General features: G+C 71.0%; 14 protein-coding genes. 10 read left to right on the top strand and 4 right to left on the bottom strand.

Annotation, left to right across the window (positions count from 1 at the left end):
- Nucleotides 1-101: 101 nt before the first annotated feature.
- Both V5O46_RS18895 and leuA read right to left on the bottom strand, forming a co-directional pair.
- A complete protein-coding gene (locus V5O46_RS18895) occupies nucleotides 102-797 on the bottom strand; it encodes a tellurite resistance TerB family protein (protein ID WP_332885800.1) in 696 nt (231 codons plus the stop codon).
- A gap of 184 nt (nucleotides 798-981) precedes the next feature.
- Nucleotides 982-2,703 (bottom strand): 2-isopropylmalate synthase, encoded by a 1,722-nt coding sequence (leuA, locus tag V5O46_RS18890; RefSeq protein ID WP_332885799.1) that lies wholly within the window; start codon nucleotides 2,701-2,703, stop codon nucleotides 982-984.
- Between the two features lie 374 nt (nucleotides 2,704-3,077).
- On the opposite strand from leuA, the gene V5O46_RS18885 reads away from it, so the two are divergent.
- The 10 genes from V5O46_RS18885 (at nucleotide 3,078) to V5O46_RS18840 (ending at nucleotide 11,882) form a co-directional block, all read left to right on the top strand.
- A complete protein-coding gene (locus V5O46_RS18885) occupies nucleotides 3,078-4,151 on the top strand; it encodes a M4 family metallopeptidase (RefSeq protein WP_332885798.1) in 1,074 nt (357 codons plus the stop codon).
- 21 nt (nucleotides 4,152-4,172) lie between these two features.
- On the top strand, nucleotides 4,173-4,439 hold the full coding sequence (locus tag V5O46_RS18880; protein WP_332885797.1) for a protealysin inhibitor emfourin: 267 nt from the start codon (nucleotides 4,173-4,175) through the stop codon (nucleotides 4,437-4,439).
- A gap of 78 nt (nucleotides 4,440-4,517) precedes the next feature.
- Nucleotides 4,518-5,840, top strand: a complete 1,323-nt coding sequence (locus V5O46_RS18875; protein WP_332885796.1) for a GH1 family beta-glucosidase — start codon at nucleotides 4,518-4,520, stop codon at nucleotides 5,838-5,840.
- Nucleotides 5,837-7,159: an MFS transporter gene (locus V5O46_RS18870; RefSeq protein ID WP_332885795.1), complete on the top strand. Its 1,323-nt coding sequence runs from the start codon at nucleotides 5,837-5,839 to the stop codon at nucleotides 7,157-7,159. The genes V5O46_RS18875 and V5O46_RS18870 overlap by 4 nt, the downstream gene beginning before the upstream one ends.
- A 283-nt stretch (nucleotides 7,160-7,442) precedes the next feature.
- Nucleotides 7,443-8,519, top strand: coding sequence for a PhoH family protein (locus V5O46_RS18865; protein WP_332885794.1), 1,077 nt, complete (start codon nucleotides 7,443-7,445; stop codon nucleotides 8,517-8,519).
- A gap of 12 nt (nucleotides 8,520-8,531) precedes the next feature.
- A complete protein-coding gene (gene ybeY / locus V5O46_RS18860; RefSeq protein ID WP_332885793.1) occupies nucleotides 8,532-9,029 on the top strand; it encodes an rRNA maturation RNase YbeY in 498 nt (165 codons plus the stop codon).
- Entirely contained in the window at nucleotides 9,026-10,330 is a 1,305-nt protein-coding gene (locus V5O46_RS18855; protein ID WP_332885792.1) for a hemolysin family protein, read from the top strand. The genes ybeY and V5O46_RS18855 overlap by 4 nt, the downstream gene beginning before the upstream one ends.
- Nucleotides 10,327-10,686, top strand: coding sequence for an MmcQ/YjbR family DNA-binding protein (locus V5O46_RS18850; RefSeq protein WP_332885791.1), 360 nt, complete (start codon nucleotides 10,327-10,329; stop codon nucleotides 10,684-10,686). Before V5O46_RS18855 ends, V5O46_RS18850 begins: the two co-directional genes overlap by 4 nt.
- Before the next feature lie 74 nt (nucleotides 10,687-10,760).
- Nucleotides 10,761-11,117, top strand: a complete 357-nt coding sequence (locus V5O46_RS18845) for a cytidine deaminase (protein ID WP_332885790.1) — start codon at nucleotides 10,761-10,763, stop codon at nucleotides 11,115-11,117.
- 285 nt (nucleotides 11,118-11,402) lie between these two features.
- Nucleotides 11,403-11,882 (top strand): hypothetical protein, encoded by a 480-nt coding sequence (locus V5O46_RS18840; protein ID WP_332885789.1) that lies wholly within the window; start codon nucleotides 11,403-11,405, stop codon nucleotides 11,880-11,882.
- A 183-nt stretch (nucleotides 11,883-12,065) separates the two neighbouring features.
- Here V5O46_RS18840 and V5O46_RS18835 read toward each other — a convergent pair whose 3' ends face one another.
- Together V5O46_RS18835 and V5O46_RS31960 are read right to left on the bottom strand one after the other, a co-directional pair.
- Complete coding sequence (locus V5O46_RS18835; protein WP_332885788.1) at nucleotides 12,066-12,611, bottom strand: Imm1 family immunity protein; 546 nt, start codon at nucleotides 12,609-12,611, stop codon at nucleotides 12,066-12,068.
- A 28-nt stretch (nucleotides 12,612-12,639) separates the two neighbouring features.
- Nucleotides 12,640-12,825, bottom strand: a complete 186-nt coding sequence (locus tag V5O46_RS31960; RefSeq protein WP_408649015.1) for a DddA-like double-stranded DNA deaminase toxin — start codon at nucleotides 12,823-12,825, stop codon at nucleotides 12,640-12,642.
- Nucleotides 12,826-12,827 lie beyond the last annotated feature (2 nt).

Here is a 12,827-nt window from a genome sequence, read left to right as displayed (position 1 = left end):
CAGCTCCTGCAGTTCGAGGGCGTCGGCGGCGGCTGACCGGTACCGCGACGGTCCGGCCGTGGTCGGTGACGGCGATCGCGGTCGGCGGTCTCCCGTCGGCGTCAGGACGGCGTGCGCGCCGCTGCCAGCAGTCTGGTGACGTCGGTCGCGCAGATGGTGAGGGCCGCGCCGACCGTGGCCAGGGTGTCGCGTTCGGCGGGAGTGTAGGGGCCGTCGGCGAGGGCGATGCGGGCGGCCTGGAGCAGGATCGTTTCCCGGCCGGGGGCGGCGAGGTGCGGGGCGAGCGGGTCCAGGGCCTCGTGGAGCTCTATGGCGAGGCCGGGCACGCACGGCTCGCCGTGGAAGCGGCCGGTGTCCGCGGCGAGCGCGGTGACGAGGGCGTCGAGCTGCTCCTCGGTGCAGTCGTCGAAGCCAGCCGCGCGCACCGTGGCGGCGGCCGTCTCCAGTGCCGTACGGGAGCAGGTGCCGCCGGAGGCGAGCACCGCGAGGGCGACGGTGTGGACGGCGTCGCGGAGCATCGCGGAGAAGCGCGTGGTGGTGGGGTGGTCGAGGACGTCGGTGCCGAAGTGACGGCGGCAGGCCGCGCACTCGACGGCCGGGCCGCACACACCGCGCGGCAGGACCGGCAGGCCCAGGAGGGTCAGGCGGCGACGGCCGGAGAGGCGCTGGTAGTTGCGGTCGCCCCCGCAGCCGGGGCAGAAGAACTCGCCGTCGCCGACGGCGGTCCACGCGGTGCGGGTGCCCAGGATGCGCGGCAGCAGGGCAGCTCGGCCGTTTCGTCCCGGTCCAGGCAGCACGTCGCACCTCCGTAGCCGCGCGGCGACATCGCCGCGTTGGCGTGATGCTAGCCACATTGCGGACGTGGAGTCAGTACCTCGTACGAGACCTTTCCGTGACCTGTGCGCATATCTGGCCGGTATACGACGGAACCCCGCCCGCCGGTCTGCGGAGGGCGGGGCGCTGAATCACCGATTCGGCTGGTCAGCGAGCCGCACGGTTGACGGCGGAGACGACCGCCTTCAGTGAGGCGCGCGTGGTGTTCGCGTCGATTCCGATCCCCCACAGCACCTTGTCGCCGATCGCGCACTCGATGTAGGAGGCGGCCTGCGCGGAGGCGCCCTCGCTCATGGTGTGCTCCTGGTAGTCCAGCAGCCGGGCGTCGATGCCGATGCCCTGCAGGGCCTGGAAGAACGCCGAGATCGGACCGTTGCCGGTGCCGGCCAGGGTGGTCTCCACACCGTCGACCTCGGCCTCGACGGTGAGAGTGTCGACGCCGTCGCGGTCGGTCGTGGACTGGCCGTTCCGGACCTGGACGCGGCCCCAGGGGTTCTCCGGGTTGGGCAGGTACTCGTCCTGGAAGACCGCCCAGATGGCGCTCGGCGTGATCTCGCCGCCCTCGGCGTCCGTCTTCGCCTGGATGATCTTCGAGAACTCGATCTGCATCCGGCGGGGCAGGTCCAGCTTGTGGTCGTTCTTCAGGACGTAGGCGACACCGCCCTTGCCGGACTGCGAGTTGACCCGGATGACCGCCTCGTAGGAGCGGCCGACGTCCTTGGGGTCGATCGGCAGGTACGGGACCGCCCACTCGATGTCGTCGACCGTGACGCCCTGCGCCCGGGCCTCGGCGTCCATCGCGTCGAAGCCCTTCTTGATGGCGTCCTGGTGGGAACCGGAGAAGGACGTGTAGACCAGGTCGCCCACGTACGGGTGGCGCGGGTGGACCTGCATCTGGTTGCAGTACTCCCAGGTACGGCGGATCTCGTCGATGTCGGAGAAGTCGATCTGCGGGTCCACGCCCTGGGAGAACAGGTTCATGCCCAGGGTGACCAGGTCGACGTTGCCGGTGCGCTCCCCCTGCCCGAACAGACAGCCCTCGACGCGGTCGGCGCCGGCCATCACGGCCAGCTCGGCCGCCGCGACCGCCGTACCGCGGTCGTTGTGCGGGTGGACGGACAGCACCACGTGCTCACGGCGGGAGAGGTTGCGGTGCATCCACTCGAAGCGGTCGGCGTGCGTGGACGGGGTGGAGCGCTCGACCGTGGCGGGCAGGTTGAGGATGATCTCGCGGCCGGGGCCGGGCTGCCAGACGTCCATCACCGCCTCGCAGACCTCCAGCGCGAAGTCCAGCTCGGTGTCGGTGAAGATCTCCGGGGAGTACTGGTAGCCGAACTCGGTCTCGTCGTCCAGCAGTTTCTCGGCGTACTCCATCACCAGGCGGGTGCCGTCCACCGCGATCTGCCTGATGTCGTCCTTGGAGCCGCGGAAGACGACCCGGCGGAAGACCGGGGCCGTGGCGTTGTACAGGTGGACGGTGGCACGCCTGGCGCCCTGCAGGGACTCCACCGTGCGCTCGATCAGGTCCTCGCGGGCCTGGGTCAGCACGGAGATCGTCACATCGTCGGGGATCGCGTCCGGGTCCTCGATGATGGACCGTACGAAGTCGAAGTCGGTCTGGCCGGAGGCGGGGAAGCCGACCTCGATCTCCTTGTAGCCCATCCTGACCAGCAGGTCGAACATCGCGCGCTTACGGGCGGGCGACATCGGGTCGATCAGGGCCTGGTTCCCGTCGCGCAGGTCGGTGGAGAGCCAGCGGGGGGCCTGGGTGATCCGCTGGTTCGGCCAGGTGCGGTCGGGGATGCCGACCTGCTCGTAGCCGCGGTACTTGCTGATCGGCATGGGGCTGGGCTGCTGGCGGTTCGCCATGGTGGCGTGGGCTCCTCTGGGTGTCCGCGGGGAGTCGCGGGAATCCGGATGGACGGCCGACGGCAACGCCAAGCTCCGCGGGGAGGGAGTCGGCCTCGACTACAGGCCCTCGCCGCGGCAGCTAAGAAGAAGCAGCCCGAAACGCATGGTGCTCCGCAGCCTAGCCGAGCCGTGCCGGATACGCGGGTCCGTATCAGTATGCGGGACCAGGGGGAAAACCGGGACAACCAGGGCAGAGAGTGCTCCATGTCACTACGCATCGCGCGCCGCGCGGTACCACGCCACGCCGCCCACGGGCCGCCGCCCGCGCGGCAATTCACCGATCATGGTTGCAGGTGGTGACAGCCACATCACTCAGTGCGAGGGTTCTCGGCATGACCGTCAACGGGGGCCACGAGCCCGTCTTCTGCAGCATCGTCCCGCCTCACGTCCTCGACCGGCTCGCGCAGGCCGAGGACCCGGTGGTCGCCGGGCCCGCACGCCGGACCCTGCAACGCGACGCCTTCGAGCGCACCCACCGCCGGCTCACCACCGTCATCGGCGCCGCGGCCGCGGTCCCGCCCCCCGACGACGCGGGGACCGCCGAGCCGCGCCGGACCGTGTACGACGCCCTGCACGGCACCGAGCTGCCGGGGCGGAAGGTGCGCGGCGAGGGCGACGAGCCGGGCCAGGACGCCACCGTCAACCGCGCCTACGCGGGCCTCGGGGCCACCTTCGAGCTGCTGCTGTCGGCGTACGGCCGCGACTCGATCGACGGCAGCGGACTGCCTCTGAACGCGACCGTGCACTACGACCGCGAGTACAACAACGCGTTCTGGAACGGCGAGCAGATGGTGTTCGGCGACGGGGACGGCGAGATCTTCCTCGACTTCACCATCCCGATCGACGTCATCGGCCACGAGCTCGCCCACGGCCTCACCCAGCACACCGCCAACCTGACCTACTTCGGCCAGCCCGGCGCGCTGAACGAGTCGGTCTCGGACGTCTTCGGCGCGCTGATCAAGCAGTACACCCTCGGGCAGACCGCCGCCGAGGCCGACTGGCTGATCGGCGCCGGGCTGCTCGCACCCCGGGTGACGGGCGTGGCGCTGCGCTCGATGAAGGAACCGGGCTCGGCGTACGACGACGACGTGCTCGGCAAGGACCCGCAGCCGGCGACGATGGACGACTATGTGCGCACCGGCCGCGACAACGGCGGTGTCCACATCAACTCCGGCATCCCCAACCACGCCTTCCACCTGGCCGCCACGGCGCTCGGCGGCCATGCCTGGGAGCGGGCCGGGCAGATCTGGTACGACGTGCTGACCGGCGGCGAGCTGCGGCAGGACGCGCTGTTCCCGGACTTCGCCACGCTGACCGTGCGGGCGGCCCGGGAGCGGTACGGCGACGCGGAGGAGCTGGAGGCGGTGCGCAAGGCCTGGGAGCAGGTCGGGGTGCGCCTGCTGTAGTTCCGTACTAGACACGGACCCATGCGGATTCAGGTGAGGCGTACAGGAGGCTTCGCGGGCATCGACCGCCACGCGGAGGTGGACACGACGGGCCGCGCGGACGCGCAGGAGTGGCACGCCCTGGCCGAGCAGGCGGTGGCCGCGGGCCGGAGCACACCGCCGGTCGGGGTGCCGGACGGGTTCAGCTACCAGATCACCGTGGACGGCCGGACGGTGTACGCCGCCGATCCCCGGCTGACGGACGAGCAGCGGAAGCTGATCTCGTGGGTGCTCAAGGAGGGCGCGTAACGACGCAAGGATGGCGCTCGACTTCGTTCTCGTGCACGGGCGTTGACTTGGGTTACCGGTGGTACGGATGATCCGCGCATGGCGACTGATCCCCGTGCGGCGACACATCCGCTACCCCGGTTCCCCGACGGCTTCCTGTGGGGCGTGTCGACCTCCGCCCACCAGATCGAGGGCGCCGTCGAGCTGCGCGAGCGATCGGTGTGGGACGCGTTCACGGCCGAGCCGGGACGGGTCAAGGACGGCTCGACGGCGGACCTGGCCTGCGACCACTACCACCGCTACCCCGAGGACGTGGCCCTGCTGGCCGGCCTCGGGGTGGACGCGTACCGCTTCTCGGTCTCCTGGCCGCGGGTGAACTCCCCCGGCGGCCTCGACTTCTACGACCGGCTGGTGGACGCGTTGTGCGCGGCGGGCGTACGCCCGGTGCCCACCCTCTTCCACTGGGACCTGCCCGCGGAGCTGGACTGGCGGCAGCGGGACACCGCGGACCGGTTCGCCGAGTACACCGCGGTGGTCGCCGGCCGGCTCGGCGACCGCGTGGGCAAGTGGATCACCCTCAACGAGCCCGCCGAGCACACCCTGCTGGGCCATGCGCTGGGCGTGCACGCACCCGGCGAACGGCTGCTCTTCGACGCGCTGCCGGTCGCCCACCACCAGCTGCTCGCCCACGGCCTGGCGGTACGGGCGCTGCGTGCGGCGGGCGCCACGGACATCGGTGTCGCCAACTCGCACGGGCCGACCTGGCCGGCCTCCCGGGACCCCGCGGACCGGGAGGCGGCCGACTTCTACGACGTGCTGCTGAACCGGCTCTTCGCCGACCCGATGCTGCTGGGCCGCTACCCGGACGGCATCGGCGAGCTGATGCCCGGCGACGCGGAGGCCGACCTGAAGATCGTCGCCGAGCCGCTGGACTTCTACGGCATCAACTACTACGCGCCTGCCAGGGTGGGCGCCCCGGGCGGCGAGGCGAGCGAGTTCGGCGGGGTGCCGCTGCCGGCGGAGCTGCCGTTCTCGGTGCACGAGATCGAGGGCCGGCCGCGCACCGACTTCGGCTGGCCGGTCGTACCGGAGGGGCTGACGGAGCTGCTCACCGGATTCCGCGACCGCTACGGCGACCGCCTCCCGCCGGTGGTGATCACCGAGAACGGGTGCAGCTACGAGGGGCTCGACGACCAGGACCGCATCGCATACCTCGACGGCCACCTGCGCGCCCTGCACGACGCGCTGACCGCCGGAGTGGACGTGCGCGGCTACTTCGTGTGGTCGCTGATGGACAACTTCGAGTGGGCGGAGGGGTACGCCCGCCGGTTCGGGCTGGTCCACGTGGACTACGCGACGCAGAAGCGCACACCGAAGGCGTCGTACCGCTGGTTCCGGGACGTGCTGCGAGCGCAGGGATGACCTTCGCCCGGGACCCCGACGCCCACGATCCCTCGTCTCCTCCGGCTTCTGCTCCCCCGGGCCCCGCTTCCGCCCCCGCCCCCGGCTCCGCGCTCGCCGAGCCGACGGCCCGGGTCGGCGGCGGCTGGATCGCCGCGCTGTCGCTGGCCAACGGGGCGATCTGGGTCGGCTGGTACGGGCCGCTGCAGATCCTGCTCGCCTCGCAGGCGGAGGACTTCGCGCCCGGCACCGGCATGTCGAAGGAGACGCTGCTGGCCTGGGTGACCGGCGTGGGCGCGGCGGTGTCGCTGCTGGCCAACCCGTTCTTCGGCGCGCTGTCCGACCGCACCACGGCCCGCTCCGGCCGGCGTACGCCGTGGATCGTGGCGGGCGCGGCGGGCGGCGCGCTGGCCCTGCTGCTGCTCGCGGGGGCGGGCGGGCCGGTGCTGATGGCGGTGGGCTGGGGGCTGGTGCAGCTGACGCTGAACGCGGCCTTCGCGGCGGTGACGGCGGCGGTCCCGGACCGGGTGCCGCGATTGCAGCGCGGCGCGGTGGGCGGGTGGCTGGGGGCGGCGCAGCTGCTGGGAGTGGTCGGCGGGACCGGGCTGGCCACGGCGGCCGGCGGGATCACGGCGGGCTACACGGCGTGCGCCGTGTTCGTGGTGCTGGGCGTACTGCCGTACGTGCTGCGGCACAGGGATCTGCGGCTGGAGCGGGCGCACCGGCCGCCCTGGTCCTGGCGGGCGTTCGCGCGCGGCTTCTGGCTGAGCCCGCGCCGCTTTCCGGACCTGGGGTGGGCCTGGCTGACCCGGTTCCTGATCAACCTCAGCAACGCGCTGGTGCTGCTGTACCTCCTCTACTACCTGCGGGACCGTCTCCACCACGACGACCCGGAGACGGGTGTGCTGATCCTGACCGCGGTGAACGGGGCGACGCTGCTGGCCACCGTCGTGGTCGGCGGTGTCTGGTCGGACCGGGTGGGCCGGCGCAAGCCGTTCGTGATCGGTGCGGGTGTGCTGATGGCGACCGCGACGGCGCTGCTGTCGGGCTGGCAGACCTGGCCCGGGGCGATCGTCGCGGCGGCGGTGCTGGGCATCGGCTTCGGGGTGTTCACCTCCGTGGACTTCGCGCTGATGACCGATGTACTGCCGACGGCGCTGGACCGTGGCAAGGATCTCGGGATGATCAATATCGCCAACGCGCTGCCGCAGGTCGCGGCGCCCGCGCTGGCCGCGCCGATCGTGACCCACCTCGGCGGCTACCGGGTGCTGTACCTGGTGGCGGCGGGGATCGGGCTGGCGGGGGCGGTGCTGGTGGTGCGGATCCGGGGCGTGCGGTGACGGTCCGCGGCGCTCGGGTACGACCCGTGTCACGCGGATGTGTTCCGTGCCACGCGGGTACGACCCGTGTCACGCGGATGCGTTCCGTGGCACATGGTGACGGTCCGATACCAGGTGACGGCCCGGGTCCGCCGGGTGAGGTGAACGCCTTGGGTCCGCCGGCAGGCGGGGACGGAAAAGCCCTCGGCGCCGTCGGCGGGGAGTCGTACGCTGGAGGCGTCAGACCACGCCTGTCACGCGGCACAGCCGCAGAGGAGGACCTGCAGGCCTCAAGCGCCGGCCCATGACTCAGACACCCACAGCTCACACCTCCGCGCAGGGGCAGTCGAGAGCACAGATCACCGTCCCCGCCCAGCACCCCATGGTCACCGTGCTGGGGTCCGGAGACTCCCTCCTGCGCGTGATAGAGAAGGCCTTCCCGGCGGCCGACATCCATGTCCGGGGCAATGAGATCAGCGCGGTCGGCGACACCCACGACGTCGCCCTCATCCAGCGCGTGTTCGACGAGATGATGCTGGTGCTCCGCACCGGACAGCCGATGACGGAGGACGCAGTGGAACGCTCGATCGCCATGCTCAAGGCGAGCGAGAACGGCGAAGGCCCGGAGGAGACCCCGGCCCAGGTCCTCACCCAGAACATCCTCTCCTCGCGCGGGCGCACGATCCGCCCCAAGACACTCAACCAGAAGCGTTACGTGGACGCGATCGACAAGCACACGGTCGTCTTCGGCATCGGCCCCGCGGGCACCGGCAAGACCTATCTGGCGATGGCCAAGGCGGTGCAGGCCCTGCAGTCCAAGCAGGTCAACCGCATCATCCTGACCCGCCCGGCGGTCGAGGCCGGCGAGCGCCTGGGCTTCCTGCCCGGCACGCTCTACGAGAAGATCGACCCGTATCTGCGCCCGCTCTACGACGCGCTGCACGACATGATCGACCCGGACTCGATCCCGCGGCTGATGGCAGCCGGGACCATCGAGGTGGCCCCGCTGGCGTACATGCGTGGCAGAACCCTCAACGACGCCTTCATCATTCTGGACGAGGCGCAGAACACCAGCCCCGAGCAGATGAAGATGTTCCTCACCCGGCTCGGCTTCGACTCGAAGATCGTGATCACGGGCGATGTGACGCAGGTCGACCTGCCCGGCGGGCAGAAGTCGGGTCTGCGGCAGGTGCAGGAGATCCTGGAGGGTGTGGAGGACGTCCACTTCTCCCGGCTGTCGTCCCACGACGTCGTACGGCACAAGCTGGTGGGCCGTATCGTCGACGCGTACGAGCAGTTCGACAACCAGCACGGCACCGAGAACGTCGGCCACAAGCACCACGGCAAACCGTCCGGCGCCAAGCGTTCCAAGGGGAAGTAGACCAGCACGACCATGTCGATCGACGTCAACAACGAGTCCGGCACCGAGGTCGACGAGCAGGCGATCCTCGACATCGCCCGCTACGCGCTCGCGCGGATGCGCATCCACCCGCTCTCCGAGCTCTCGGTGATCGTCGTGGACGCCGATGCCATGGAGCAGCTGCACATCCAGTGGATGGACCTGCCGGGCCCCACGGATGTCATGTCCTTCCCGATGGACGAGCTGCGGCCGCCGGCCAAGGACGAGGACGAGGCGCCGCAGGGCCTGCTCGGCGACATCGTGCTCTGCCCGGAGGTCGCCGAACGGCAGGGCAAGGAGGCCCCGACGCAGCACACCATGGACGAGGAGCTGCAACTGCTGACCGTCCACGGTGTGCTGCACCTGCTCGGCTACGACCACGAGCAGCCGGACGAGAAGGCCGAGATGTTCGGCCTGCAGTCGGCCATCGTGGACGGCTGGCGTGCGGAGAAGGGCCGGACCGGCCCGTCCCCGGCCCCGACCGTCTCATGAGCCTGCCGCTGATCCTCGGTGCCGTCGCCCTGGTCGTCGTCGCCTGGCTCGCCGCCTGCGCGGAGGCGGGCCTGGCGCGGGTCTCCAGCTTCCGGGCGGAGGAGGCCGTACGGTCCGGGCGGCGCGGTGGCGAGAAGCTCGCCAAGGTCGCCGGGGACCCGACCCGCTATCTGAACGTGGCGCTGCTGGTCCGCGTCGCCTGCGAGATGGCGGCGGCGGCAATGGTCACCTACGCCTGTCTGCAGGAGTTCTCCAGCACCACCGAGGCGCTGCTGATCGCCATCGCGGTGATGGTGCTGGTGTCGTACGTCGCCGTCGGGGTCTCGCCGCGCACCATCGGCCGGCAGCACCCGATGAACACGGCGACGGTGGCGGCGTACGTGCTGGTGCCGCTGGCCCGGGTCATGGGCCCGATCCCGTCCCTGCTCATCCTCATCGGCAATGCGCTCACCCCTGGAAAGGGCTTCCGGCGCGGCCCGTTCGCCTCCGAGGCCGAGCTGCGGGCGCTGGTCGACCTGGCCGAGAAGGAGTCCCTCATCGAGGCCGAGGAGCGCCGCATGGTGCACTCGGTGTTCGAGCTGGGCGACACCCTGGTGCGGGAGGTGATGGTGCCGCGCACCGACCTGGTCGCCATCGAGCGGTACAAGACCGTCCGGCAGGCACTGTCCCTCGCGCTGCGCTCCGGTTTCTCCCGGATCCCGGTGACCGGGGACAGCGAGGACGACGTCGTCGGGATCGTGTACCTGAAGGATCTGGCCCGCAAGACGCACATCAGCAGGGACGCGGAGAACGAGCTGGCGTCGACGGCGATGCGGCCGGTCCACTTCGTGCCCGACACCAAGAACGCCGGTGATCTGCTGCGCGAGATGCAGAAGCAGCGCAACCACGTCGCCGTGGTGATCGACGAGTACGGCGGTACGGCCGGCATCGTCACCATCGAGGACATCCTGGAGGAGATCGTCGGTGAGATCACCGACGAGTACGACCGGGAGCTGCCGCCCGTGCAGGAGCTCGGCGCGGACCGGTTCCGGGTCACCGCCCGGCTCGACATCGGCGACCTCGGGGAGCTGTACGGCCTGGAGGCATTCGACGACGAGGACGTGGAGACCGTCGGCGGGCTGCTGGCGAAGGCGCTGGGCCGGGTGCCGATCGCCGGTGCGTCGTCGGTCGTCGACCTGCCCGACGGGCGGGCGCTGCGGCTGACCGCGGAGGCGGCGGCCGGCCGCCGGAACAAGATCGTGACCGTGCTGGCGGAGCCGGTGGCGCCGGCGGACCGGCCCGAGGAGACGGGACCGGAGTGACACCCGAGGAGCTGCGCGCGTTCTGCCTGTCCTTCGGCGCGGCGGTGGAGGACTTCCCGTTCAACCCGGAGACGTCGGTCTTCAAGGTGCTGGGCAGGATGTTCGCGCTGACCGCGCTGGACGCGCGCCCGCTCACCGTCAACCTCAAGTGCGACCCGGACGACGCGATCCGGCTGCGCCGCGAGTACGCGGGGCTGATCGTGCCCGGCTGGCACATGAACAAGCGGCACTGGAACACGGTGACCGTCGGCCCCGAGCTCCCGGAGGGGCTGGTCCGGGAGCTCGTCGAGGACTCGTACGACCTGGTGGTGGCCGGTCTACCGCGGGCCGACCGGCTCCGCCTCGACCGCCCCTGAGCCCTTCCGGCGCCCGGTGCGCAGACCGGCGGCCACCAGCACCCGCCGCCGCGCGCGCCGTATGCTCGGATCTTATGACCGACAACACCGCCGGCCTCGACCCCGAGGACCGCAAGATCGTCACCCTGGCCCGTTCCGCGCGGGCCCGCAACGCCGTGCCCGAGGGCGCCGCGGTACGCGACGAGACCGGCCGCACCTATGTCGCCGGGACGGTCGCCCTGGACTCGCTCAAGCTCAGTGCCCTGCGGACGGCGGTGGCGATGGCGGTGGCGTCGGGGGCGACGTCGCTGGAGGCCGCGGCCGTGGTGACGGAGGCGGAGGAGGCGGCACCGGAGGACCGGGCGGCGGTCCGGGATCTGGGCGGCCCCGAGACTCCGGTCCTGGTGGCCGGTCCGGACGGCACGGTGCGCGGGACGGTGACCGCGGGCTGACGGAGGCGGCTGCCGAGGAGCGGGGGGCTGCCGAGGAGCGGGGGGCTGCCGAGGAGCGTTGAGTGTCCTGGGGGCGTGGTGGGCCGGCGAGGCGGTTTGTTGAAGGCTGGATTTCGCCCTTGCCGCCCCGTGCCCCCCGCGCATCAATGGAACCGGTAGTTCCGACGGGCCGTCAGAATCCGGCCTCGCGTCGCGTTCCGCACCACGCACGCGCGGCGGACGGCCCGGGGACGCCTACCTCCCGACCATCCCCACATTCCCCCCACGGGAAGGGAGCCGGATCCCATGAGAGGCAAGCGGATAGGAACAGGTGCGGCACTGGCGGCCGGGACCCTCGCGGTCGCCGGGCTCGCCCTCGCCCCCACGGCCCATGCCGTCACCCCCGAGACGGCGACCATCACCGCCGACTGCGGCAGCTACGGAGGCGGCCCGAGCACGCTCACCGCGACGCAGGACGGCACCACCGCCACCGTCACCCTCACCACGAACGCGATGACCGCACCGCTCGCCCTGGGCGCGGACTCGATCGCCTCGAACCTCACCCTGGTCAAGGCGGGCGGCGGCACCACGTCGTTCACCGGCACCAAGAACCCGGCGATGGCGGCCGGCGACCCCGTCACGGTCGGCCCGCTCACCGGCACGGTCGCCCCCGGCGACTCGCTGGAGGCGTACGGCGGCTCCCTGAAGATGACCGTCTTCGGCTTCATCACCATCACCTGCACGGCCACCGGCCCCCAGTCCCCGGGCCCGTTCATCTTCGACTGACGGCGCCCCGCGCTTCCTCCCTCGGGGGCCGTGCCGCGCGCCTATGCCTGCGCCCCCGAGGGAACGGAAGGGACATTGGACGTCCACGGCCACGTGGTGGCCGAGAACAGGACGTGGTCGCCGCAACTGCACCGGACTGGGCGGTCACCACTCGACTGTCCCGGGAGCGCCTGAGCCGATTTGCTAGGCGAATGGATCCACCGCCCCCACCGTCTCCACGACAGAAGGCCTGTCAAGTCGCTGACCGTTCATGTGGCCAGGCACCCAATCGATGCACTCGGGCCTGTCCCCCGTTCCGATTCGCCAGAATTCCTCAACGGCGGCACGGACTCGCGCTAGAGGCAGAGCGCTGCTGGAGTCGTGGAAGAGCGGGTAGCCGGGGTCCGAGACCACCCGGGGGTCGGCCCCTGGCGGTTCAGGATTGTCCGACACCCAGACCTGCTCGTAGACGCCCCCGAGGCGCGGGCTGTCATCCGCGACGAACCAGATCAGTGCGCCAAAGCCCGTCGCTCGATTCACCGCTAGTCGGAGAAAGTTGTCCGCAACCGGATTGTCACCGCTGTGCCGCTCCTCGGCAAGGCTGAGCCAGGCGTCCTGGCCAGGAGACCAGTCGCGGCCTTCTCCCGCCTCTCCCTCGAGGCTCTCCATAACTTCTCCGACCAGTCGGCTCTTCTCCTCCGATGTCCCGGCATAGCGCCACGCACCGCCGATGCCAACACTCAGGATCACCGTATTCACTCCCATGCTCGATGCGGCGTCAACGCCGTCTGCCGTGCAGTGGAGTACGAGTCACACCGCCTTGTCCATCCGGGAACATTACCGTCAACGTCGAGCCCACGGGCAGGATGGCGGCCACTGCACTTGTGCAGGAGAAGGCACCGGTACACGGCCCACCACGGTGGTTGATCACTACGGTCGCGTTCGTGATACCCCTTCCCTGCATAT

This window comes from Streptomyces poriticola (genome assembly GCF_036689765.1).
GTDB classification, from domain to species: domain Bacteria; phylum Actinomycetota; class Actinomycetes; order Streptomycetales; family Streptomycetaceae; genus Streptomyces; species Streptomyces poriticola.
Note: the sequence above shows the minus strand (reverse complement) of the source record. Positions and strands in the feature narration are given on the sequence as shown.